A 23,114-nucleotide genomic window follows, 5' to 3' on the forward strand; every position below is an offset into this window, starting at 1 on the left:
ACAGGGGGCGGCCAGGGGTCAGCCAAAGCACGGAGGGTGACGGATCCATCGCTCGGTGTCGGTGGGCGAGTTCACGCTGACGTCCGACAACCGGCCTGTACGGTGCGGGAGGTGGCGGACGAGGGCCGTGCGGGTCGAAGAGTCGGTCGACGTACTCCTTGAGGTGCTCGGTGTCCAGGGTGACGTTCACCGGGTCGGGCAGCTCGACCGTGGCCCCGAAGGCGAACGTCTCCGCGTGCCGGTAGCGCTTGGAGACCCATGGGAAGAGCTCGGATCCCGGGGCTCAAGCACCGGGTTGACCTGCGGCGATGCGGATTCGAGGCAGTGCCCGCTCTCCGAGCCGCTGTGACTCGACCGTTCCCCGGGGTAACAGACCGCCATGAGCGAAGTGCTGCTGACTGAGACGTTCCGTAGTGCGTCGGGGGCCGTGCGGTGGGGCACGATCGGGGAGGCCGGACGGGAACCGGTCGTGCTCTGTCACGGCACCCCCTTCTCCTCCTACGTCTGGCGCGGCATCGCCCAGGCGCTGGCCGACACCGACCGCCACCAGGTGTTCGTGTGGGACATGCCCGGGTACGGGGAGTCGGACATGCACACCGGCCAGGACGTGTCCCTGGCCGCGCAGGGGCGGGTCTTCGCCGAGCTGCTGGCGCACTGGGACCTGGACGAACCCGTCGTGGTCGCACACGACTTCGGCGGCGCCGTCGCCCTGCGGGCCCACCTGCTGCACGGTTCCCGCTACCGCGCGCTCGCCCTCGTCGACCCCGTCGCACTCGCCCCGTGGGGCACGCCCTCCTTCCGGCTGCTGGGCCGTCACGCGGCGGTCTTCGAACAGCTGCCGCCCGCACTGCACCGGGCCTTGGTGCGCGAGTACATCGCCTCCACCGGCGGTCCCGGCCTGCATCCCACCGTCCTCGACCGGCTCGTCCGGCCGTGGCTCGGCGAGCACGGACAGCCCGCCTTCTACCGGCAGATCGCCCAGGCGGACCAGGCCCACACCGACGAGATCCAGGGCCGGTACGGGGAGATCGGCATCCCGGCCCTGGTGTGCTGGGGCGAGGAGGACGGATGGATCCCGCTGGCGAAGGGACGGGAGCTGGCCGGTCTGGTGCCGGGCGCACGCTTCGAGCCGATCGCGGGTGCGGGGCACCTCGTCCAGGAGGATGCCCCCGCCGAACTCACCGCCGTGCTGCTGGACTTCCTCCAGGAGCAGCAGACGGACCAGCGAACCGACTAGAGCGTCCCGAGCGCCGGGGCGAACGCGATCAGGAGCGGGAGGAGGGCGAGGAGCGCGGCGGCCGTGGTGGTGGCGGCGCGGCGGGTGCGGTCCAGGCGGGGCGGCGGCTCCAGCAGCCGCTCGACCCGGTCGCCCAGCAGGCGGCGGGTGTTGGAGCAGCTCAACACGCCCCGGTGCTGGTTGAGTTCGATGAGGGCCAGCGCCGTGGTCAGGTGACCGCAGCGGCGGGACGCCGTGTCGTCGGCGGCCAGTTCGACGAGGCGGTGGGTCTGGTCGGCGAAGTGGGCGAAGAGGGGGACGCGCGGGAAGCCCGTGGCGAGGGCGGTGGAGAGGTGGAGCAGCCAGTCGTGGCGGGCACGGGCGTGCCCGAGTTCATGGGCGAGCACGGCGTCCAGCTGACGGTCACTCAGCTTGCCCAACGCACCCGTCGTGACGACCAGTTGGGGCGGGGCACCCGGCATCAGCCAGGCGTCCGGATACTCGTCCTCCAGGACCAGCAGCGGCCCCTTCGTCTGCGGCAGCCCGGCCGGGAGGTCGGGGGCGCGCTCGCGCAGGTGCGCCCGGCGCAGCTGCCGGCGGCGCCTGGCCTCGACCAGCTCCCGGGCCAGCATCGCCCCGCTCCAGGCCGCGCCCAGGGCCAGCGCCAGCGTCAGGACGGCCGTCCAGGGCGGCGCGGCCGTGAGGTCGTACGCGGCGGTCACCTCCGGGGGCGCGGGCGCGAAGGCGTGCGTCCGCACGGTCCCGAACACCGCCGCCGCGCCCAGCACCAGCGCCGCGAGGCAGCTCAGCAGGGCCGCGGCCACCAGGCACTGCCACGCCCAGAGCGCGACCACGGGCTCCCGCTCGGGCCACCTCGCCCTGAGCAGGGTGCGAGGGCCCAGCACCGCGGCGGTCACGGCCACGGCGGCGAGAAGGAGCAGGACAACGGTCACGTCACTGGGTCCGGTTCCTGGTCGGGGGGCGAGGGGACTGCGCGAGGAGCTACGGAGCGTCGTACGACGACGGTTCCTACGCTACCGCCGCCGCCCCACCCGCAGGACCCTCCGCGGGGCTACTGCACCTTCCTGCCCAGCCCCAGCGGCCCCGCGATCTCCTGGGCCATGACCTGGCCCGCCTCGAACTCCAACGTCTCGTCGCCCATCAGTTCCTGGTCGGTGTCGAGGCCGTCCAGTTCGGCGAGGGGCTGGTTGAGGCGGACGTGGGCCACCAGGGACTGGAGGGCGCGCAGCGTCGCCGAGGCCGTGGAGCCCCAGTTGGAGAAGTAGGAGAACTGCCACCACCACAGGGCCTCGGTGGTGCGGCCGGCCCGGTAGTGGGCCATGCCGTGGCGGAGGTCGGCGACGACGTCGGCGAGGTCGTCGGAGATCCGGGCGGGGACCGGCGCCTTGCGGGGCTCGTAGGGGTCGAAGACCTCGGAGTAGACGTCGACCGGCTCCAGCATCAGGGCGAGGCGTTCGCGCAGTTCGTCGACGTCCGTCTCGGGGCCCGGGTCCGGCTCGTAGCGCTCGTCCGGGACGATGTCCTCGTGCGCGCCGAGACGGCCGCCGGCCAGGAGCAGCTGGGACACCTCCAGGAGGAGGAAGGGGACGGCCGAGTCCGGCTCGTCACCCTTGGCCACCTCGGTGACGGCGACCAGGAAGCTCTCGATCTGGTCCGCGATCTGGACCGCGAAGTCGTCCGGGTTCAGGTCCGTCGCGTGCAGCGTGGCGTCAGACATCCAGCAATCGTCTCCCCTCGAAGGCGCGGCCGAGGGTCACCTCGTCCGCGTATTCCAGGTCGCCACCCACCGGGAGGCCGCTGGCCAGGCGGGTGACCTTGAGGCCCATGGGTTTGATCATGCGGGCGAGGTACGTGGCCGTGGCCTCGCCTTCGAGATTCGGGTCCGTGGCCAGGATCAGCTCGGTGACCCTGCCGTCGGCCAGGCGGGCCAGCAGCTCCCGTATGCGCAGGTCGTCCGGGCCGACGCCCTCGATCGGGCTGATCGCGCCGCCGAGGACGTGGTACGTGCCCCGGAACTCGCGGGTGCGTTCGATCGCCACGACGTCCTTCGGCTCCTCCACGACACAGATGACCGTGGCGTCACGGCGGGAGTCGCGGCAGATCCCGCACAGCTCCTCCTGCGCGACGTTGCCGCAGGTCGCGCAGAAGCGGACCTTCGCCTTCACTTCGAGGAGCGCGTGCGCGAGGCGCCGGACGTCCGTCGGCTCCGCCTGCAGGATGTGGAAGGCGATCCGCTGCGCGCTCTTGGGACCGACGCCGGGCAGCCGCCCCAGCTCGTCGATGAGGTCCTGGACCACGCCTTCGTACACGGACTGCCGTCCTTCCTGGTGTCATTCAGTACGTACCGTAGTCGGCCCCCGCCGCTCCGAGGAAGGCGGTACGGGGCACGGATGGGGTCGGACAGGGGTCGCGGAGGCGCTCAGAAGGGCAGGCCGGGAATACCCGCGCCACCGCCGCCGAGGCCCTGGGCGAGGGGGCCCAGTTTCTGCTGCTGGAGGGTCTGGGCGTTCTCGTTGGCCGCCTGGACGGCCGCGACGACCAGGTCGGCGAGGGTCTCGGTGTCCTCCGGGTCCACCGCCTTGGGGTCGATCTTCAGCGCGCGCAGTTCGCCGGAGCCGGTGACGGTGGCGCGCACCAGGCCGCCGCCCGCCTGACCGTCGACCTCCGTCCGCGCGAGCTCCTCCTGTGCCCTCGCCAGGTCCTGCTGCATCTTCTGGGCCTGCTGGAGCAGCTGCTGCATGTTGGGCTGGCCACCACCGGGGATCACGTTCAGCTCCCTCGCACGAGTACTCACGGGCGGCACCGTCCACCGACGGGCGTCACCGTTCACGTTCTTACGGTCGCCACGAGCCTACGTGGTCGGCCCGGCCCGTGCCGCGCCACTCTTTCGAGTGAGTCAGCGGGGATTCGTATATCTGATCAAGGGCATCTTCCAGGGGAAAAGCGGTGAAAACACCATCTTCGCCACCCATTGGGAGGTAGGAAGGGGTCCGGCCGCGTCAGGGTGGTGCGTGAGCGCCGTACGTACGTAGGGAGTGCCGGGTGAGCCAGCCGGAGATGCAGCCCGAGGGGGGACCCCAGGACGGGCGGGGTGAGGGGTCCGGGCTGTGGGCGGAGCCGTGGCCGTCGGCGGCCGGGCCGTGGGTGGGGGATCTGGCCGGGCGGCCGTTTCCGCAGGGGGACTGGGGGGCGCCGGCGGAGCGGCTGGAGGAGCTGTACCACTGGGTCGAGCGGGCGGCGCTGGAGACGGCCGCGTGGTATCTCGCGGACCGGGTGTGGAAACGGGTGACGGCGCGGGTGCTGCGGATCGGGGCGGCGGCGGGGGCGCTCACCGGGGCGGCGCTGCCGCTGCTCGACCTCACGGGGGCGGTGGGCGGGGCGGCCCCCTGGGGGTATCTCGCGCTGCTGACCTGCGTGGCGTGTGTCGGGGTGGACCGGTTCTTCGGCGTCACCTCCGGGTGGATGCGGGACGTCGCCACGGCGCAGGCGGTGCAGCGGCGGCTCCAGATGTTGCGGTTCGACTGGGCGTCCGAGAGCGCGCGGGAGGTGCTGGGACCCGCGGAGGGGACGGCCGGGGAGGCCGCGGAGCGGTGTCTCGGGGTGCTCCGGCGGTTCTCCGAGGACGTGACGGAGCTGGTGCGGGCGGAGACGGCGGACTGGATGGTGGAGTTCCGGACGGGTCCCGCTCCGCTCGGTGTGCAGGTCGGAGGCCCGGCGGCACGGCCCGAGGTGAACGGCAACGGGCGGGTGCCGATGCCGCCGGGGGCACGGCCGAACATGCCTCGGCAGCGGCCGCCGGAGGCTCGTTAGCGGGTGGGGTGCGTGGGGGGGTGCCTCTATGTCTTTCGTCAAGGCGCCCAGGTTGGGGTGGATTGGCTGGCTGGGGTCATGCGGCGAGTTCGACGTCCTTGGGGATGCGGGGTTCGTAGAAGGTGCCGTCGCGGAGCATGGCGAACAGGACGCTGATGCGTTGACGGGCGAGGCGGAGGAGGGCCTGGGTGTGGGTTTTGCCGCGGGCTCGCTGGCGGTCGTAGTAGGTGCGGGAGGCCGGGTCGGCGTTCATGCAGGCGAAGGCGGAGAGGAACATGGCGCGTTTGAGCTGCCGGTTTCCGCCTCGGGGTGCGTGTTCGCCGTGGATCGAGGTCCCGGACGACTTCGTGGTCGGGGCGAGGCCGGCGTAGGAGGCGAGGTGGGCGGCGGTGGGGAAGCCGGTGCCGTCGCCGACGGTGACCAGCAGGACTGCGGCGGTCCTGACGCCGACGCCGGGCATCGACGTCAGGACCGGGGAAAGAGGGTGGGCCTCCAGCAGGGCGTTGATCTGGGCTTCCAGGGCCCTGCGCTGGGTGTGGACGGTGGCGAGCGAGGCGGCCAGGGAGGGGATCACGATGTCGAGGGTGCCGGTGCCGGGGACGACGACGGTCTGCTCGTCGAGGGCATCGAAGACATCGTCGATCAGTCGTGCGGCCATGCGCGGTGCCTTCGGACGGATCACCTCGACCAGCCGACGGCGGCCGGCCTTTCGCAGTGCGGCCGGAGAGCCGTAACGCTCCAGCAGCCAGGTGACGGCGAGGTGGTCGAGGCGGGGGCCGAGGACGCGTTCCAGTGACGGGTGGAACTGGGTGAGCAGGCCGCGTATCCGGTTGGAGGTGCGGGTGGCCTCGGCCGCGAGGTCCTGGTCGAAGCCGGTCAGCACGGTCAGCTCGGCGGTGATCTCGTCGGCCAGCTCCAGGGTGCGCAGGGTGTGGGGCATGGTGCGGGCGGCGTCCGCGATCACCGCGGCGTCCTTGGCGTCGGTCTTCGCCTCGCCCGGGTAGAGGTCGGCGATCCGGCGCATGGCCAGTCCGGGCAGATAGGCGACCTGGCAGCCCGCATCCCGGGCGACGGTCAGGGGCAGGGCTCCGATCGAGGCGGGCTGGTCCACGATCACCAGGACGGTGCCGAACTTCTCGGTCAGTTTGTCGAAGACGGCCCGCAGTTTCGGCTCGCTGTTGGGCAGCTGCTTGTCGAAGACCTTCTTCCCGGCCGGGGTGAGCCCGTGGCCGTGGTGGGCCGTCTTGCCGACGTCCAGGCCGAGGAACACGCCCACGTCTTCGGTGTCGACCATCGTGCCCTTCCAGGGGAGTTGAGTGTGCCGGCCTCGGCAGTGGTGTCGTACGCGCGCATCCACGTTATGCAGACCTGCCGCCCGCGAGCTGTCCGGCATTGCGCCGGACCGGACGGTGGCCGGACCTCTCATCAGCGTCTCCGACGGCACCTTCCGGGCCCGGTGACATCACCCCCCAGGTCATCCGTTCGACAGGGGGACACAGTCATGCCGGGCCCGGAGGCCAGCGGCCCTCTTGCAGGACCGCGGAAAACATAACGGGGTCGGTGCGTTTCCGGGTGCGGGTCCGCTGGGGCTTCTCGCGCAGTTCCCCGCGCCCCTGAAAAGCAGGGGCTCCGCCCACTGCTTTTCAGGCCCGCAGGGCCTGAGCGTTTAGGGGCGCGGGGAACTGCGCGACCAGCCCCCACGCACCCGCACCCTCCCACGCACCGCACCCCCCACGCACCCCACCCGCACCAAGCCGGAGGCAGCGGCCCTCGATCAGTCCGACTTCGTGTACGTCACCGACTTGCCCGCCGTGTCGACCCGGCGGAGCCGCCCGTCCGGCAGCAGGGTGACCGTGGTGGCGGCGCCCGGGGAGCAGGACGTGGCCGGTTCACCGGTGCTGACGGTCGAGGGGCCGATGCTGAGCGGGCCGTCGTCGGCCGGCTCGTCCGTCAGCGCCGCCTCGAACACGCAGTGGTACGTGCCGCCGCCGTCGAGCGGGCCGTCCGCCGTCAGCGAGAGCACGGTGTCACCGACCTCGCCCTGCCGGAGGACCAGTTCACGGGTGTCGGAGCCGGGCAGCGTGGCGGTCCAGGTGCCGAGGAAGCCCTCCGGGACCGTGCCGGCGTCGGGCGACTCGGTGGTCTCCTGCGGGGAGGTCTCCGGATCCGTCGGCTCGGGCGACGTCGGCCCCGGTGTCTCCGGCGCGCTCGTGGTCGCCCCGCCCTTCGCGTCGTCCTCCTCGCCCCCGCCCCCGCCCTTGTTCATCACCGCGTACACCGAGCCGCCCGCGCCGAGCGCGACGACCAGCGCGACGGCGACGAGGAACACGGAGGAACGCCGGTTGCCGCGCGGCGGCTCGGGCTGCCCGCCGGGAGCCGCCCCGGGACCGAGCCCGGGCACGGGGTGCGGCCCGTAGGGCGGGGTCGGACCGAGCCCCGCCCCGGGAGCGGCACCGGCCCCCGGCCCACCGCCGTACGCGCCCTGCCCGTACGCGCCCGGCCCGACCCCGCCCTGCCCGACCCCGCCCTGCCCGTACGCCCCGTACGGCGCGCTCTGCGGGTAGCCGTACCCGGGGGCGGCGGGCTGCTGCCCGTACCCGCCGGCGGGCTGCTGCGTGTAGTGCTGCGGGAAGCCGTACCCAGCGGGCGCGGGGCCCGGCGGGGCGCTGGGCGGGGGCGGCTGCGCGCCGGCGCCCGTCCCCGCGATCTGCGTCGGCATGCGGTCCAGGGGCGCGGCCCCCGGCGAGGGCGACGCGTCCGCCCCGGGCACGGCGGCCGGGTGTCCGGCCGGGGTCGCCGCCCCACCGGCACCGGAGGACGCAGCGGCACCGGACCCGCCGTAGGGAGCGTCGGGGGCGCCCAGCGGATACACGGGCGGGGCCGTCGGCGGGAGCGCGGGTGCGGCCGGTTCCGGGGCGGGCGTCCCGGACGGCCGCCCGGCGGGCACGGACGCCCCCGGAGCACCGCCGTCCGCCGGCCCTCCCGGCTCGCCCTCGGCCGCCGTGTCCCCCGGCGCCCCCGTGCCTCCCGTACCGTCCGTACCGGCCGCCGGCTCCTCGGGATCCTCCGCGTCCAGCAACTGGACCGCGTGCCGCCCCAGTTGCGCCACCAGGGCACTCGGCAGCCAGGGGTCCCGCGACCGGCCCGCGAAGACCGTGTCCTCGGCGCCCGTGCGCTGGAGGATCTGGGCCAGGGTCGGACGGGCGGCGGGGTCCTTGCGCAGACACTCCCGGACGATGTCGTACAGGCCCTCCGGCAGCCCCTCCAGATCCGGTTCCTCCTCGGCGATGCGGAACATCAGGGCGTGGACGCCGGAGTTGGCGGCACCGAAGGGGAGGTTGCCGGTGGCGGCGTAGGCAAGGACGGAGCCGAGGCAGAAGACGTCGCAGGCGGGGGTGATGCGGTCGCCGCGCACCTGTTCGGGGGCCATGAAGCCGGGCGAGCCGACGAGCGCGCCGGTGCGCGTGAGCCCGCCGTCCGTGACGGTCTCCAGCGCCCGCGCGATGCCGAAGTCGATGACGCGCGGCCCGTCGATGGTCACCAGCACGTTGGACGGCTTGAGGTCGCGGTGGATGAGACCCGCCGCGTGGATGTCCTCCAGCGCGTGCGCGAGGCCCGCCGCGAGGATCCGTACGGACCGCTCGGGCAGCGCCCCGTGGTCCCGGCCGACCACGGACTGCAGGGACGGCCCGGCGACGTATCCGGTGGCGACCCACGGGATGCCCGCCTCGGTGTCCGCGTCCAGGACCGGCGCGGTCCAGTACCCGCCCACCTGCCGTGCGGCCCGCACCTCCTGCCGGAACCGGGCCCGGAACTCCTCCTGTTCCGCCAGTTCCTGCCGGACCAGCTTCACGGCGACGGTACGGCCGCGCTCGGACCGGGCCAGGTAGACGTTGCCCATGCCGCCCGACCCGAGCCGCGCCAGCAGCCGGTACGCCCCGATGCTCCCCCGGAGCTGAACGCCCGGGGGGACCCCCATCGGATCCCCTGGCCCGAGCTTCTCCATGGCCACCGTCCCCCGTCTCCCCCTGCAGATGTGTACGCGTACGTACGGGTACGTCGCGTACGTGCGCAACGGACCGATCGTAGTGGGGCCGCACGGGGAGGCGGAGGGAGCGGTGTCTACGGTTCCGTAACAGCGGCCGGGGTCGCGTCGGCCCCCGGTGACGTGGCGAGACGGTCGAGGACACCCGACAGTTGTTCGATCACCCGTACGGTCTCCGCGAACTCCTCCTCCCCCAGTTCGCTCGCGAGGCGGGCGGCCAGGGCCGCGTGGCCCGGTTCGACCTGGTCGATCGCGGCACGGCCGGCCGGGGTCGGGGCGAGGAGTTTGGCGCGGCGGTGGGCCGGGTTCGGCACGTACTCGGCGAGCCCTTGGCCGACGAGGAGGTCGGCGACCCGCTGGACGCCCTGCCGGGTGACACCCATGGTCCTGGCGACCCCGGCGACGGGCAGCGGCTCGGGCAGCACCGCGCCCAGCACCTGCCACCAGGCGGCCGTCAGCCCGGCCGGGCGCGTCAACTCGTCGGCCACGGAGAGGAACTGGCCGTTCAGCCGGAAGATCCCGACCGCGGTGCGGCTGAGCAGGTCCTGCTGGTCGCGGCTCATCGTCCCGCCGCCTCCAGGACGGCGTACGCCTGCGCGTCCGAGTCGTGGAACAGGCGGTACCAGGCGTCGAGGACCTCGCCCTCGTAGACGCCGAGGAGGCGGAAGACCTCACGGGCGAGGGCGACGGGTTCGGTGGGGCCCGCGGTGACGAGGAGCCCGTCGGTGACGGCGTCCGCCTCGACGTACCGGCCGCCGCCCGCGTATCCGGTGGCGGCCAGGTAGAACGGGGCCGCGCCGGTGTGGTCCCGGTCGTCCAGCAGCCCCTCCCGCGCGAGGCCGGCGGTGGCCCCGCAGATGGCCGCGACCGGCACGCCGGCCGCCAGGAACTCCCGTGCCTTGCGGGCGAACGGCGCCAGGTCGTCGCCGGCGTCCCACAGGTCCGCGCCGGTGAGGATCAGCAAGGAGCTGTCCTCCGGGCGCAGTTCGTCAAGGACTTCGTCGGGCTGGATGCGTACGCCGGCGATCGTCCGTACGGGTTCGGGGCCGGGTCCGACCGTCCGGATCCGGCGGCCGGCCCGGGCGAGAAAGGCGGTCGTGTGGCCGGTCTCCCAGTCGGCGTAGGTGTCGTACACGGCGAGGTGAACGGGCTTGTGGTCGGCCATGGCTCCTCCTGCGGTTCCCCGACTTCGATGACAACATGCTGTCAATTCGACAGTGCGTTGTCAATGAGTGGGAGGAGTGAACCGGGGTGGGATGACATCCGCGGGCCCGGTGGGGCTTCTCGCGCAGTTCCCCGCGCCCCTAAAAGCCCAGGCCCCTCCGGGCCTGAAAGCCCTGGCCCCCGAGAACCCGAGAACCCGAGAACCAAGGCTGCGCCGGACTTGAGATCCGGGCCGCGCATGCGTGTGGGGAAAAGCGTGGGTCGCAGCCCCCGGTTTTCAGGGGCGCGGGGAACTGCGCGAGAAGCCCCACGCACCCGCGCACGAAGGCCGGCGAAGAGGGCGACACTGTGTCGTGCGTCGACGCCCCGCCCCATACACGTCGCCGATGTCCGCTCCCCGTCCCCGCCGCCTACCCTCGCCCTCATGACCCCTCAGCCGAACCCCCAGGCCGGCGCCGCGGTGAAGGCCGCGGACCGTGCGCACGTCTTCCACTCCTGGTCCGCGCAGGAACTCATCGACCCGCTCGCCGTCGCCGGAGCGGAAGGCTCGTACTTCTGGGACTACGACGGCAGGCGCTACCTCGACTTCACCAGCGGCCTCGTCTACACGAACATCGGCTACCAGCACCCGAGGGTCGTCGCCGCGATCCAGGAGCAGGCCGCGACGATGACGACCTTCGCCCCGGCGTTCGCCGTCGAGGCCCGTTCGGAGGCGGCCCGGCTGATCGCCGAGCGCACCCCCGGCGACCTGGACAAGATCTTCTTCACCAACGGCGGCGCCGACGCCGTCGAGCACGCCGTCCGCATGGCCCGGCTGCACACCGGCCGCCCCAAGGTGCTGGCCGCCTACCGCTCGTACCACGGCGGCACCCAGCAGGCCGTGAACCTCACCGGCGACCCGCGCCGCTGGGCCTCCGACACCGGCACGGCCGGGGTCGTGCACTTCTGGGCGCCGTTCCTCTACCGCACCCGTTTCCACGCGGAGACGCAGGAGCAGGAGTGCGCGCGGGCGCTTGAGCACCTGGAGACGACGATCACCTTCGAGGGACCGTCGACCATCGCCGCGATCATCCTGGAGACGATCCCGGGCACGGCCGGGATCATGGTCCCGCCGCCGGGCTATCTGGCCGGGGTCCGGGAGCTGTGCGACAAGTACGGGATCGTGTTCGTCCTGGACGAGGTCATGGCGGGCTTCGGTCGCACGGGCACCTGGTTCGCCGCCGACCTCTTCGACGTCGTCCCCGACCTGATGACCTTCGCCAAGGGCGTGAACTCGGGTTACGTCCCCCTCGGCGGCGTCGCCATCTCCCCCGCGATCGCCGAGACGTTCGCCCGGCGCCCCTACCCCGGCGGTCTCACCTACTCGGGGCACCCGCTGGCCTGCGCCGCCGCCGTCGCGACGATCAACGTCATGGAGGAGGAGGGCGTGGTCACCCACGCGGCCCGCCTCGGCGCCTCGGTCGTGGAGCCCGCCCTGCGCGAACTCGCCGAGCGCCACCCCTCGGTCGGCGAGGTGCGCGGCACCGGCATGTTCTGGGCGCTGGAACTGGTGCGGAACAAGGAGACCCGCGAACCCCTCGTCCCCTACAACGCGGCCGGTGAGGCGAACGCCCCCATGCTCGCCTTCGGCGCCGCCGCCAAGGCGAACGGTCTGTGGCCGTTCATCAACATGAACCGCACCCATGTCGTCCCCCCGTGCAACATCACGGAGACCGAGTTCAAGGAGGGCCTCGCCGCCCTCGACGCGGCCCTGTCCGTGGCGGACGAGCACACGGTGTGAGGCCGACGGCCTCCCCGGTGCCGGGCGGCGTGTGAGAGGAAGGGCGAAAACTCCTCCCCAGAACCCGAACGCGTAAGGTGACGTGCTCGTAAGAGACTCAGAGAGCACGCACAGCATGCGTACGCGTACGCGGATGGGGGATCCAGACCACGATGCCCGGCACCGGCACCGGCGGCAATGGCGCCGTGACCCGTAGCACCCTGCGGCAGCAGCTCGCGGACGCGCTCCGTGACGAGGTGCTGGCCGGACGGCTGAAGCCGGGGCAGGAGTTCACGGTCAAGGAGATCGCCGAGCAGTACGGGGTGTCGGCGACGCCCGTGCGCGAGGCGCTGGTGGACCTGTCCGCGCAGGGGCTGCTGGACGCCGTGCAGCACCGGGGCTTCGAGGTCCACGCGTACTCCGTGAGCGACTACCGGAACATGGTCGAGGCCCGCATCCTGGTCACCGAGGGCATGTTCCGGCGGCTCGGCAACCGCGAGGTCGACGCCCGTACGGCCGCCGCGCTCGCCGGCGTCCGGCGGCGCGGCGAGGAGGCGCGGCGGGCCGCGACCGCCGGGGACCTGGACATCCTGATCGGCTACGACCTGCGGTTCTGGCGTGAGCTGAGCGCCCTGTTCGGCAACCCGTACCTCACCGACTTCCTGCACCGGCTGCGCGTCCAGGCGTGGGTGTGCGCGGTCCAGCACCTGCGCCAGGGAAGCGACTGGACGGACGATCTCAAGGGCCGGCTGTGGGCGGACCACCCCGACCTCGTCGACGCCCTCACCCGCCGCGACGCGCAGTCCGCGCAGGAGATCATCGCCGGGTACGACGAGCGGTCCCTGACGCTGGTGGAACGCCTGGCGGGCGGATGAGCACGGTCCCCGAGGCGGGCGGCGAACGGATGACCACGACCCCGCAGGCGCGCGGCGGACGGACGCGCAGGGTCCCGCAGGCACGCGGCACGACGACGGGCACGACCCCGAAGGCGGGCGGCGGACAGTCGAGCGTCGACCTCTCCGTCGTCGTCCCCGCCTACAACGAGGAGGGCCGTCTCGCCCCCACCCTCGACGCGATCATCGCCCACCTCGCGGCCACCGAGGCCGCGGCCCGCTGGGAGATCATCGTCGTCGACGACGGGTCGACGGACGGCACGGCCGAGGTCGTGGCCGCCGTCACCGCCCGCGACGCCCGGGTCCAGCTCGTCTCCGGCGGCCCCCGCAACCGGGGCAAGGGACACGCCCTGCGGCTGGGTGTCCTCGCCTCGCACGGCCGCCGGGTCCTGCTCACGGACGCCGACCTCGCCGCGCCCATCGAGGAACTGGAGCGGCTCGACAAGGCGCTCTCCGACGGGTGCGCGGCCGCGATCGGCTCGCGCGAGGCGCCCGGCGCGACCATCGAACGCCATCAGCACCGGCTGCGCGAGACGCTGGGGCGCGCCGGCAACCTGCTCATACGCGGGGTGGCGGTGCCCGGCATCCGCGACACCCAGTGCGGTTTCAAGCTGTTCGACGGCGACCGCGCCCGCGAGGCGTTCGGCGCGTCCCGGCTCGACGGGTTCGGCATCGACGTGGAGATCCTGCGGTACTTCCGCCGCAGCGGCTGGCCCGTCGCCGAGGTCCCCGTCCGCTGGTCCCACCAGCCCGGTTCGAAGATCAAGCCCGGCGACTACGCCCGGGTCCTCGGTGAACTGGCCGTCCTGCGGGCCCGTTCCGTCCGTCGGGCCGACCTCCTCGCCGTCACCCTCTTCCTGGTGATGGCCGTCGCCCTCCACATAGGCCGCTGGCTCGGCCCGGACAGCCGCTATCTGCCCGACTCCCTCCAGGACCAGAACCAGTGGGAGTGGTTCTTCGCGGTCACGGCCGACAACCTCGTCCATCTGCGCAACCCCCTGTTCACCACCTTCCAGGGCTTCCCCGACGGCGTGAACCTGATGGCCAACACGGTCATGCTGGGCCTGTCGGTCCCCCTCGCCCCCGTCACCCTCGCCCTGGGGCCCGCGGTCACGCTGGCCCTGGTGATGACCCTGGGCCTGGCCGCCACGGCCGCCTCCTGGTACTGGCTGATCGTCCGACGCGTCGAACGGCACCGGGGCGCGGCCTTCGCCGGAGCGGCCCTGGCCGCCTTCGCGCCGCCGATGGTCAGCCACGCCAACGCGCACCCGAACTTCGTCGTCCTGTTCATGATCCCGCTGATCGTCGACCGGGCGCTGCGCCTGTGCACGGGCGCCCGGACCCGGCGGGACGGGATCGTCCTCGGTCTGATGGCGGCCTACCAGATCTTCCTAGGCGAGGAGGCCCTCCTCCTCGCCGCGATGGGCATGCTGCTGTTCGCCGTCGCGTACGGGCTCGTGCGGCGGGACGTCGCCCGCGACGCCTGGCGTCCGCTGCTGAAGGGCCTGGGCATCGCGGTCCTGGTCGTGCTCCCCCTCGTCACCCTCCCGCTCAGCTGGCAGTTCTTCGGCCCGCAGAGCTACGGGAACATCGCGCACGGCAGCAACTCCGGCAACAGCCCGCTCGCCCTGCTCTCCTTCGCCGAGCGCTCCCTGGCGGGCGACCGGGAACGGGCCGAGGCGCTCTCCCTCAACCCCACCGAGCAGAACGCCTTCTACGGCTGGCCGCTGGCCCTGCTGGCCCTCGGCATCGTCGTACGCCTGTGGGAACGCGCCCTGGTGAAGGCGCTGGCCTGCACGGCGGTCGCCGCCGCCGTGCTCTCCCTCGGCCCCGAGATCCGCCTCCCGCGCACGGACCTCGTCCTGCCCGGCCCGTGGGCGCTGCTCGCCGAGAAGCCGCTGTTCGAGTCGGTCATCGAGGGCCGGGTGGCGATGATCTGCGCCCCGGTCCTCGGCATGCTGCTGGCCCTGGCCTGGGCGCGGCTCGCCGCCGCCCCGGGCCTCGGCACCCGGTACGCGGGGTTCATGGCGATCACCCTCGCCCTGCTCCCGATCGTCCCGGCCCCGCTGCGGTCCGAGCCCCGCACCGAGGTCCCGGCGTTCATCGCCGACGGCACCTGGGCGTCGTACGTGGACACCGGGGCCGGCGAGACCCTGGTGCCCGTACCGCTGCCGGACCCGGGCAACGCGGAGGCCCTGCGCTGGCAGAGCACGGCCCGCTTCGGCTTCCGGATGCCCGGCGGCTACTTCAACGGCCCCTTCGGCGAGGACCGCGTCGGCATCTACGGCGCGGCGCCCCGCCACACCTCCAACCTGCTGCGTGACGTCCGCTACACCGGCAAGGTCCCGGTGATCGGCGAGAACTGGCGGGCGCAGGCGCAGAAGGACTTCGCGTACTGGCACGCCGGGGCCCTGGTGCTGCGTCCGCAGCCGTACGACGGACAGTTGCGCGAGGCCGTGGACAAGCTCGTCGGGCGGCCGGGTAAGTGGGCGGGCGGAGTGTGGGTATGGGACCTGCACGCAGGGGACTGAAGCCGCCTTCAGCGACTACGCTTCCCTGACCACTGTGCGCCGTACGCGAACACGTCTTCACCGTCCGTGTGCGTGCCGGATGACCGAGGAGTTCTCTTTTGGCCTGTGACCTCTGGCTGGTCCCGCTCGTCGACGTGCTGTGCCACACGCCCGACAACCCCTTCGCCGAGGAACTCGCGCTCTACAACAGGCTGCTGGGCGAGTCCGGGCTGCCGCCGGTCCCGGTGTACCAGTACATGCCCGGGCTGACCGGGGAGGTCGCCCCGGTCGCGGGCTTCGACTACGACGCGCTGCACTTCCTGCGCCGGGCCTATCTGCTCCAGGTCTGCGGCCTGGAGGTGACTCCGGTGGACGCGCTGGGCGGTGACTACGAGCAGTTGCTGGAGATGTTCGAGACCACGGCCCAGCAGTCCCACCTGGTCTGGCACTACGACCACGCCGGCGCCTATGTCCCGGTCGACTTCCCGCAGCCCCTGTCCAGCGACGAACTCCTCGCCGGGGGTGGCCCCCTGGGCTCGTCCCAGGGTCTGCTGCGGGAACTGGAGTTCGTGGCCGCGGCCATCGGCATCGACCCGGCGAACCCTCCGGCCCGACCCGAGGCGCCGCTCGCGCCCACGGAGTTGGAGGAGCCGGCCGTTCCGGCGCCCTACGATCCCAGCCCGTTCGCCCGCGAACGGCACGTCTGGCTGGGGCTGCACGCGGCGGCGACGCGAAGTCTGGCGCAGGGATCGATGATCGTGTTCAGCTGAGGATCAGCGTCCCAGTGCCGCGAGGCCCTTCTGCATGTCATCGGCGTTCATGACAGGGGTGTACGTGACCTCGGCGCCCATGTCGAGGAAGAACGGCTCGGCGATCGCCGGCATCTGGGAGCTGTCCTGCATGTCGAAGACCATGTAGCAGGTGCGGTGCCCGTTGTCGGTGGTGAAGTAGGCCGCCTCGGGCTTGACCTGCTCCATGGATGCCTGCATCAGCTTCCCCAGGGTGCCGTTGCGAATGGCCTCGTTCGACCTCTCGGTGTCGAGGCGTGCCTTGAAGAGCATGCGCATCGCACTCACCTTCCCTACGGCCGTGTGACGTGCGCGGATCGCGCGCCATTTCAGGATATGCCCGGTACGCGCGTACGGCCCTGTCGGGGAACGCGGCGGGCCGGGCACGCGTGCGCGTGCCCGGCCCGAAGTGCGTCACCGTCCCGTGCGCGCCCCTAGATGAACGAGTTGATCTCGATCGTCTCGTCGCGGCCCGGTCCGACACCGATCGCGGAGATCGGCGCGCCGGACATCTCCTCCAGCGCCTTCACGTACGCCTGGGCGTTCTTCGGCAGGTCGGAGAAGGACTTGGCCGAGGAGATGTCCTCGGACCAGCCCGGCAGGTTCTCGTAGATCGGCTTCGCGTGGTGGAAGTCGGACTGCGAGTAGGGAAGTTCCTCGACGCGCTTGCCGTCGATCTCGTACGCGACACAGACCGGGATCTGCTCCCAGCCGGTGAGGACGTCGAGCTTGGTGAGGAAGAAGTCCGTCAGACCGTTCACCCGGGTCGCGTAGCGGGCGATCACCGCGTCGAACCAGCCGCAGCGGCGGTCGCGGCCCGTGGTCACGCCCCGCTCGCCGCCGATGCGGCGCAGCGCCTCGCCGTCCGCGTCGAACAGCTCGGTCGGGAACGGACCCGCGCCGACCCGGGTCGTGTACGCCTTGAGGATGCCGATGACCCGGCTGATCTTCGTCGGCCCGACACCCGTACCCGTGCAGGCGCCGCCCGCGGTGGGGTTGGACGAGGTGACGAAGGGATACGTCCCGTGGTCGATGTCGAGGAGGGTGCCCTGCCCGCCCTCGAAGAGGACGACCTTGTTCTCCTCCAGGGCCTGGTTGAGGACCAGGACCGTGTCGGTGACGTACGGGGCGAGCTTGTCCGCGTAGACGAGCAGTTCCTCGACGACCTGGTCGGTGGAGATGGCCCGGCGGTTGAAGAGCTTGGTGAGGACCTGGTTCTTGACGTCGAGGGCCGCCTCGACCTTCTGCGTCAGGATCGACTCGTCGTAGAGGTCCTGGACGCGGATACCGACGCGGTTGATCTTGTCCGCGTAGGTCGGGCCGATGCCCCGCCCCGTCGTGCCGATCTTGCGCTTGCCGAGGAAGCGCTCCGTGACCTTGTCGAGGGTCACGTTGTACGGCGTGATGATGTGGGCGTTGCCGCTGAGCAGGAGCTTGGACGTGTCGACGCCGCGCTCGTTCAGACCGCTCAGCTCGGAGAGCAGGACCGACGGGTCGACGACGACACCGTTACCGATGACCGGAGTGCACTCCGGAGTGAGGATCCCGGAAGGGAGGAGGTGGAGGGCGTACTTCTGGTCACCCACGACTACCGTGTGGCCGGCGTTGTTGCCGCCCTGGTAGCGCACCACATAGTCGACGGACCCACCTAGCAGGTCCGTCGCCTTTCCCTTGCCTTCGTCACCCCACTGAGCACCGAGCAGCACAAGTGCGGGCACGCGCGTACACCCCTTCCGGGCGGGGCATGTCCAAGGTCGGGGGCGTACGCGCTGGCTCATATGCATCGCGTGCGCCGCGACCGCCGTTGGTCGCACCTGTCGGACCCGGATGCCCCGGAATAGACGAAGCCCCTGGCGCAATAGCGCAAGGGGCTCTTGCACAAAGATGCTACCCGAGGAAGCGAGGCAGGACCGAGGTGGCGACTCCCGACCAGCTCCTCGTGGTCATCGACCCCCTCGCCCGTCGCACGGACGGCGAGGCCGTACGGATCGCGAAAGACGTGCTCAGCGCGGGTGCGGCGAGTACGAAAGTGTGTCTTCCGGAGGGGCCCGAGGAATTCGCGCGGGCGCTCGCACGACGTGGTTCGCGGCGGCCGGTGGTGGTCGGCGACGACCGCGCGCTGCTGCGGGCGGTGGCGCTGCTGCACCGCCGGCGGGAGCTGGCGGCGTGCGCCCTCTCCCTGGTCCCGGTCGGCTCCGCGCTGGGTCTGGCCCATTCCCTCGGCGTGCCCACCGGCGCGGTCGCGGCGGCCCGCGCCGCCCTGGACGGCGTCGAGCGGCGGCTGGATCTGCTCGTCGACGACAGCGACGGGGTGGTCCTGGGCACGCTCCGCATACCGGTCCTCCCGGGCGCGTCCTCTCTCCGGCGCGCGGAGAGCGCGGAGGGGAGGGAGGGCACCCCGGCCGGGGACACGGGACCGGGTGCCGGGACGGGCACGGGCACGGGCACGGGCAAGGGTCGTTCGGGGCGGCCGGGGCGGCCCGGCGGAGGTGCGGGCCCGAGGACGGCCGCCGGCGCGGGCACGGGAGCCGACCGGGGGCCGGGGGTGGAGGGCGGTCCGGCGGAAGGCGGTCCGGCAGGCGACGGTTCCCCGCCCGGCCCGCACCACTGGCTGCGCGCCTGGCCCCAGTCCCTCGCCCGTACGTTGTCGACGCGGCCGGCACGGCCTCCCCGGCTGTCCCGTCCGCTGCGGCCGGCCCGCATACGGGTGGCCCCCGGCAGCGGTGCCGGGCCCTCGCGGCTGCGGGTGGAGGTGGACGGTGTCCTGCTCGTCGACCTCGACCAGCCCGTGGAGGCGGTGTCGATCACGCCGGGCACCGACGGCGGCGCCGACGTCGAGATCCGGCCGGTGTCGGTGGGCGCCGAGGCGTCCCCGCTGCACGCGGTCGGCCACCGGGTGACCGTGTCGGGCCCGGACTTCCGCTACCGGGCGGACTCCCTGGTGGCGGGGCCGGTGCGCACGCGGACGTGGACGGTACGGGAGGGCGCCTGGGGGCTGACGCTGCCGGGGTGAACGGGCGGACGCGGGCGCGGGCGCGGACGCGGGCGGCTCGGGTGCGGGGGCGCCCGGTGAGTGCCGGGCGCCCCCTGGCCGACCCGGTCAGCAGCTCGCGGCCCAGGTGTGGGAGTCGCCGTCGTCGTTGGCGGCTCCGTTGTAGCCGACCTCCTGGCCGGGGGTGAGGCAGATGGTCATGTGGCCGCCGAGGTTGCCGCTGGAGTACACCTTGACGTGGTCCTTGACGCCGGCGCCGGAGATGCCGTGGTTGGCCCAGGAGGAGTCCGCGTCGGCGATGTTGCTCTCCCACCAGTGGTCGTCGCCCGGCCACTCGATCTTCATGCCGGAGAAATTGGCGTCCGTCCAGACGCAGAAGTTGCCGCTGCCGCAGGCCGCGGCCTGCGCCGAGCCCGACGACGCGAGGACCGCTCCGGCGGAGAGGAGTACCGCGGAGAACAGGGCGGTGAAGCGCTTCACTGTGCTGTTTTTCCCTTCGGGGGTGGGGGGTTGTCAGGGCCGATCAGAGAGGTGGCTTCGGTGAGGGCGCGGGCCCGCAGCCGCTTCCACTCGGCGAGTTCCGTACGGTGTGCCGCGCGGACCTCGGCGAGGGTGCGGTCGGTGTGGACGGCCTCGGGTCGGAGGTTGTTGACGATCGTGGAGGCACGGAACCAGCGGCCCTGGTCGCCGTAGAGCCTGCGCTGGGCCGCGGCCAGACAGCCGTCGGTGTGGGCGCGGACGACGTATCCGGTCGGCAGCCTCAACGACAGCTCCCTGCGCCCGGCCCCGAACAGCGCCTCGGCGACCCGCGCCCGCTCGGCGTCCGGGGCCGCGCTCTGTCCCGGGCGCGGCGGAGTGAGCCCCCGGCCGGTCAGACAGGCGTCGGTCAGCCGCTGTGTCGCGGCCTTGATGACGTCGTCCGGGGAGAGCCGGGGCGGGGCCGGGGGCGCCGCACACGCGGTACCGGCGGTGAGGAGCAGGCCGCAGACGAGGAGCGCGGCGGGGGCCGTACGGCGGCGACGGTGCGTCGCGGGCTCCGCCCGCTCGACGGTTCCCATCGGTCAGCCCGCCTCGCAGCCCATCCGCGTGTCGCTGACGCCGTCGAACCTCGTCGCCCACTCGCTCCAGTCGTCGTCGTAGTCGTCGGGGCGGATCTCGCGGTAGAGGCAGCCGCCGCCGGACCGGTAGTGGATGGCGAAGACGCTGACCGGGGCGTGCGAGTCGAAGGAGTACGCGTGGCGCTTCACGCGGGCGTCGGCCTCGCGGTAGCCGGGCGGCGCGTAGTCCCAGGCACCGCCCGGACCCATCTGCCCGCGCTCGGGCCAGAAGTACACATGCCCCGGCGGTACGGCGGCGGGGGCGGTCGGCGCGGTGGCCGGGACCGCCGGGGAGGCGGCGGGGAAGAGGACGGCGAAGGCCGCGGACAGGACGGCGAGTTGGCGCATGGGCGGATTCCCGGGAACGGTGGTCGGACGGCAGGGGCCAGCCACAGCTGACACGGCGACCTGCCCAGCGCCCACGGCGATATGCCCGCATCCACCCCTTCGGGCGAGCGCGCGGGGGCGTGCGTCACCGGCGCCCCGACCCTCGGCACAGGGACGGTCACGATAGGCACAGAAATGCCCCCGCGAGGACGCGACACGCCGTTGCGATGATGAATCGGCGAAGAATTCACGCGAGGGGCCGAAAAGGTCATTTCCCCGCACCCCGAAGGTTTCTGAGAGGGCGTCAGTCATGCCGTCCGAGGAAATCCTGACGAGCACTCAGGGGGCACCCCCCTCACCGCACCCCCAACAGAGTGACGATGCGTCAGCGCGCTGCGGGAAGACGCTCCGCCCGGATCAAAAGACCAGCTCATTGCCATATTTTGATGTGGCGTCAGGCGCGCCGACCGTCACCCTCCGGGGCGACAATTCATGCGGCCGTCCAGCCCAATTTTCACACTGCGCCGGATCCCCTCGACATGACAGCGGAAATGGCCGTCATTACGTTCGTTCTCGTCGGCAGGTCCTGTCGACGAGAACGAAGAGAAGGGGAAGTGCATTGCGCACTCGTAAAGTCACGGTGATCGCCGCTTCCGTCGGCGTGGCAGTCGCGGCCGCCACAGGTGTCACGTACGCCAGCTCCGCTCTGGAGTCCGCCCCGAAGACCACCTCGCTCGTCCAGGACGCGGCCCCCGTCGCCCCGCGCGGCGGCAACGGCACCGGCACCGAGGCCGGCTCGAACGCCTCTTCCGACCCCGGGGGCAAGGAGAGCTGGGGCGGCAAGCGGGGCGAGGGCCGGGGTGAAGGCCGCGGCGGCAACTGGAACGAAGGCCGGATCTACATCAACGAGCGTTCGTACTCCGCCGACCCGGGTTCCTGCATCGTCGTGGTCAACGTGAACGGTCTGGTTCCCCCGATCAACACCACCAGCTTCAACATCCGGAACGAAAGTGACCGGACCGTCGAGTTCTACAACGGGGTCACCTGCGACAACGGCGCTCCCGTCGCCACGGTCGGCCCGCGCAGCTCCAGCCACTCGGTCGCCGGTCAGCAGCAGCTGCAGCGTGTGGCCGTCGTGGGCAGTTTCCGCGTGATCAACGGGCACCACTGATTCCGGTAACGGCGGCCTGACGGCCTCGTCGCACCATCGGAAACCCCGGCTCGCCGTAATCGAGCCGGGGTTCCGGCACGGGGGTATCCCTTTGAGGCGACCCCTCCATGCTAATCCGTGCGGCATGGCCACGGGCTGGCGATTACTCCACCCGAGCGCTGTCCTTGGTGGCGTCGAGAAAGGTCTGCCAGACGGTGGGCGAGAGGTGCAGGAGGGGGCCGTGGGGGTTCTTGCTGTCGCGGATGGCGCGACCGCCGGTGGTGACGGCGACCTCGACGCAGTCACCCTGCTGCCCGGAGTACGAGGACTTCCGGAAGGGGCCTATGAACTCAGGGGTCACGACGCTTCGTCCTTGATTCTCTCTCGCGCGCGCCGAATGAGCTGCTCGCTTGCATCCGGTGCCAGTGCTGCCGATCGTAGTTGGTCGAAGGCAAGCGTGTAAGAGGCGAGATCCTCGGGCGCTTCAAGGATCGACGTGCCCCGCAGGTTCTCCAGCGTCACAGCTTCCACGATCGGCTCCACGTCGAAGCTGAAGGACGAGAAGGCGGAGATCTCTCCCGCGAGCGTTCCGGCGCTCAGGGGCAGGACTTGAACGGTTACGTTCCTCCTCTCCCCGACCTCAAGAATGTTCGCCAGCTGCTCCCGGTGAATACCGACACCCACCAGCGGGTGAATGATCACGGGCTCCCAGATGATGGCCGTATACGCCGCCCCGCCCTCCTCGATTTTCGCCTGTCGAGCCTCGCGCACCTTGACCAGCTGCGCCACGCGTTCCGGGGCAACGTAGTTGGGACCCGACGCGATGACGGCCTCGGCATAGGCCGGCGTCTGCAGCAGCCCTGGCACCAGCGCCTGCGCCCACGCCCGGATGTATGTCGCGTCATCCTCCAGCGAGATGTGGTCGAGGTAGTCCGGCCTCAGGTGCGCCGCGTGTTCAAGCCACCAGCCACGGTGCTTCGACCGCTTGGCCAAGTCCTCCAGCTTGTTGCGAACTTCCGGATCATCCACACCGTAGGCCCCCAGAAGTACCCGAATCTCAAGGATTCGCGCGGTCACGAGCCCGCTTTCTATGCGGCTGACGCGGGCCGGATCCACGCCGAGCACCTCAGCCGCCGCCAACTGGTCGAGCTTGGCGGCCTGTCGGTACCGCTTGAGCGCAGCGCCGAGTCGCCTACTGCGCACCGTCGGCCGTCCCCCTGCGGGCATCGCATCCCCTCTCGGTCTGAACCACCCCAACTCTAGGGGCCAGGCGACCTCCTCAAGGTGGTGAAACTACATGCATGAGGCTGATGCAGTTGCAGAACATGACGATTGAGATCTA

General features: G+C 72.0%; 23 protein-coding genes. 8 read left to right on the top strand and 15 right to left on the bottom strand.

Annotation, left to right across the window (positions count from 1 at the left end):
* Nucleotides 1-379: 379 nt before the first annotated feature.
* On the top strand, nucleotides 380-1,237 hold the full coding sequence (locus tag PYR72_RS22070; protein ID WP_275456906.1) for an alpha/beta hydrolase: 858 nt from the start codon (nucleotides 380-382) through the stop codon (nucleotides 1,235-1,237).
* Here PYR72_RS22070 and PYR72_RS22075 read toward each other — a convergent pair.
* The 4 genes from PYR72_RS22075 to PYR72_RS22090 form a co-directional block, all read right to left on the bottom strand.
* Nucleotides 1,234-2,169: a M56 family metallopeptidase gene (locus PYR72_RS22075; protein ID WP_210533472.1), complete on the bottom strand. Its 936-nt coding sequence runs from the start codon at nucleotides 2,167-2,169 to the stop codon at nucleotides 1,234-1,236. The genes PYR72_RS22070 and PYR72_RS22075 overlap by 4 nt on opposite strands.
* 119 nt (nucleotides 2,170-2,288) lie before the next feature.
* Nucleotides 2,289-2,954, bottom strand: a complete 666-nt coding sequence (locus PYR72_RS22080) for a DUF5063 domain-containing protein (RefSeq protein ID WP_275456907.1) — start codon at nucleotides 2,952-2,954, stop codon at nucleotides 2,289-2,291.
* Nucleotides 2,947-3,546 carry a recombination mediator RecR gene (gene recR / locus PYR72_RS22085; RefSeq protein WP_059084694.1) on the bottom strand — a complete coding sequence of 200 codons (600 nt, stop codon included), beginning with the start codon at nucleotides 3,544-3,546 and terminating at the stop codon, nucleotides 2,947-2,949. Before recR ends, PYR72_RS22080 begins: the two co-directional genes overlap by 8 nt.
* Nucleotides 3,547-3,656: 110 nt before the next feature.
* Nucleotides 3,657-4,004, bottom strand: a complete 348-nt coding sequence (locus PYR72_RS22090; RefSeq protein ID WP_079082087.1) for a YbaB/EbfC family nucleoid-associated protein — start codon at nucleotides 4,002-4,004, stop codon at nucleotides 3,657-3,659.
* A 275-nt stretch (nucleotides 4,005-4,279) separates the two neighbouring features.
* Between PYR72_RS22090 and PYR72_RS22095 the strand changes: the two genes are divergently transcribed.
* On the top strand, nucleotides 4,280-5,047 hold the full coding sequence (locus PYR72_RS22095) for an SLATT domain-containing protein (protein ID WP_275456908.1): 768 nt from the start codon (nucleotides 4,280-4,282) through the stop codon (nucleotides 5,045-5,047).
* A gap of 76 nt (nucleotides 5,048-5,123) precedes the next feature.
* On the opposite strand, the gene PYR72_RS22100 is transcribed toward PYR72_RS22095, so the two are convergent.
* From PYR72_RS22100 to PYR72_RS22115, 4 genes are all read right to left on the bottom strand, one after another.
* Complete coding sequence (locus tag PYR72_RS22100; RefSeq protein ID WP_275456909.1) at nucleotides 5,124-6,341, bottom strand: IS110 family transposase; 1,218 nt, start codon at nucleotides 6,339-6,341, stop codon at nucleotides 5,124-5,126.
* Nucleotides 6,342-6,821: 480 nt separating this feature from the next.
* Nucleotides 6,822-9,026, bottom strand: a complete 2,205-nt coding sequence (locus PYR72_RS22105; protein ID WP_275456910.1) for a serine/threonine-protein kinase — start codon at nucleotides 9,024-9,026, stop codon at nucleotides 6,822-6,824.
* A gap of 143 nt (nucleotides 9,027-9,169) precedes the next feature.
* Nucleotides 9,170-9,655 (bottom strand): MarR family winged helix-turn-helix transcriptional regulator, encoded by a 486-nt coding sequence (locus PYR72_RS22110; RefSeq protein WP_275456911.1) that lies wholly within the window; start codon nucleotides 9,653-9,655, stop codon nucleotides 9,170-9,172.
* Nucleotides 9,652-10,257, bottom strand: coding sequence for a DJ-1/PfpI family protein (locus PYR72_RS22115; RefSeq protein WP_275456912.1), 606 nt, complete (start codon nucleotides 10,255-10,257; stop codon nucleotides 9,652-9,654). Before PYR72_RS22115 ends, PYR72_RS22110 begins: the two co-directional genes overlap by 4 nt.
* A 423-nt stretch (nucleotides 10,258-10,680) precedes the next feature.
* Between PYR72_RS22115 and PYR72_RS22120 the strand changes: the two genes are divergently transcribed.
* The 4 genes from PYR72_RS22120 (at nucleotide 10,681) to PYR72_RS22135 (ending at nucleotide 16,188) form a co-directional block, all read left to right on the top strand.
* A complete protein-coding gene (locus PYR72_RS22120; RefSeq protein ID WP_275456913.1) occupies nucleotides 10,681-12,036 on the top strand; it encodes an aspartate aminotransferase family protein in 1,356 nt (451 codons plus the stop codon).
* A 152-nt stretch (nucleotides 12,037-12,188) separates the two neighbouring features.
* On the top strand, nucleotides 12,189-12,890 hold the full coding sequence (locus tag PYR72_RS22125; protein WP_275456914.1) for a GntR family transcriptional regulator: 702 nt from the start codon (nucleotides 12,189-12,191) through the stop codon (nucleotides 12,888-12,890).
* Nucleotides 12,887-15,439 carry a dolichyl-phosphate beta-glucosyltransferase gene (locus PYR72_RS22130; protein WP_275456915.1) on the top strand — a complete coding sequence of 851 codons (2,553 nt, stop codon included), beginning with the start codon at nucleotides 12,887-12,889 and terminating at the stop codon, nucleotides 15,437-15,439. Before PYR72_RS22125 ends, PYR72_RS22130 begins: the two co-directional genes overlap by 4 nt.
* A gap of 98 nt (nucleotides 15,440-15,537) precedes the next feature.
* Nucleotides 15,538-16,188 (top strand): hypothetical protein, encoded by a 651-nt coding sequence (locus PYR72_RS22135; RefSeq protein WP_013001876.1) that lies wholly within the window; start codon nucleotides 15,538-15,540, stop codon nucleotides 16,186-16,188.
* A 3-nt stretch (nucleotides 16,189-16,191) separates the two neighbouring features.
* Here the strand turns inward: PYR72_RS22135 and PYR72_RS22140 are convergent, their stop codons facing one another.
* Both PYR72_RS22140 and PYR72_RS22145 read right to left on the bottom strand, forming a co-directional pair.
* The gene (locus tag PYR72_RS22140) at nucleotides 16,192-16,485 is read right to left on the bottom strand and encodes a DUF3303 family protein (protein ID WP_275456916.1); all 294 of its coding nucleotides are present in this window, start codon (nucleotides 16,483-16,485) and stop codon (nucleotides 16,192-16,194) included.
* Between the two features lie 155 nt (nucleotides 16,486-16,640).
* Complete coding sequence (locus PYR72_RS22145; protein ID WP_037727407.1) at nucleotides 16,641-17,924, bottom strand: adenylosuccinate synthase; 1,284 nt, start codon at nucleotides 17,922-17,924, stop codon at nucleotides 16,641-16,643.
* A 197-nt stretch (nucleotides 17,925-18,121) separates the two neighbouring features.
* Here PYR72_RS22145 and PYR72_RS22150 point away from each other — a divergent pair, with 197 nt between their 5' ends.
* Nucleotides 18,122-19,219: a diacylglycerol kinase gene (locus tag PYR72_RS22150; RefSeq protein WP_275456917.1), complete on the top strand. Its 1,098-nt coding sequence runs from the start codon at nucleotides 18,122-18,124 to the stop codon at nucleotides 19,217-19,219.
* Nucleotides 19,220-19,306: 87 nt separating this feature from the next.
* Here PYR72_RS22150 and PYR72_RS22155 read toward each other — a convergent pair whose 3' ends face one another.
* The 3 genes from PYR72_RS22155 to PYR72_RS22165 are packed head-to-tail and all read right to left on the bottom strand — an operon-like array spanning nucleotide 19,307 to nucleotide 20,643.
* Nucleotides 19,307-19,678 carry a peptidase inhibitor family I36 protein gene (locus tag PYR72_RS22155; RefSeq protein WP_275456918.1) on the bottom strand — a complete coding sequence of 124 codons (372 nt, stop codon included), beginning with the start codon at nucleotides 19,676-19,678 and terminating at the stop codon, nucleotides 19,307-19,309.
* Nucleotides 19,675-20,256, bottom strand: a complete 582-nt coding sequence (locus tag PYR72_RS22160; protein WP_275456919.1) for a hypothetical protein — start codon at nucleotides 20,254-20,256, stop codon at nucleotides 19,675-19,677. Before PYR72_RS22160 ends, PYR72_RS22155 begins: the two co-directional genes overlap by 4 nt.
* A gap of 3 nt (nucleotides 20,257-20,259) precedes the next feature.
* On the bottom strand, nucleotides 20,260-20,643 hold the full coding sequence (locus tag PYR72_RS22165; RefSeq protein WP_275456920.1) for a hypothetical protein: 384 nt from the start codon (nucleotides 20,641-20,643) through the stop codon (nucleotides 20,260-20,262).
* Nucleotides 20,644-21,241: 598 nt separating this feature from the next.
* Here PYR72_RS22165 and PYR72_RS22170 point away from each other — a divergent pair.
* Nucleotides 21,242-21,793: a hypothetical protein gene (locus PYR72_RS22170; RefSeq protein ID WP_275456921.1), complete on the top strand. Its 552-nt coding sequence runs from the start codon at nucleotides 21,242-21,244 to the stop codon at nucleotides 21,791-21,793.
* Nucleotides 21,794-21,935: 142 nt separating this feature from the next.
* On the opposite strand, the gene PYR72_RS22175 is transcribed toward PYR72_RS22170, so the two are convergent.
* Nucleotides 21,936-22,133, bottom strand: coding sequence for a DUF397 domain-containing protein (locus tag PYR72_RS22175; protein WP_275456922.1), 198 nt, complete (start codon nucleotides 22,131-22,133; stop codon nucleotides 21,936-21,938).
* Nucleotides 22,130-22,999, bottom strand: coding sequence for a helix-turn-helix transcriptional regulator (locus tag PYR72_RS22180; protein ID WP_275456923.1), 870 nt, complete (start codon nucleotides 22,997-22,999; stop codon nucleotides 22,130-22,132). The genes PYR72_RS22175 and PYR72_RS22180 overlap by 4 nt, the downstream gene beginning before the upstream one ends.
* Nucleotides 23,000-23,114: the final 115 nt, after the last annotated feature.

The sequence above is a fragment of the Streptomyces sp. VNUA24 genome (genome assembly GCF_029167005.1).
Taxonomy (GTDB): domain Bacteria; phylum Actinomycetota; class Actinomycetes; order Streptomycetales; family Streptomycetaceae; genus Streptomyces; species Streptomyces scabiei.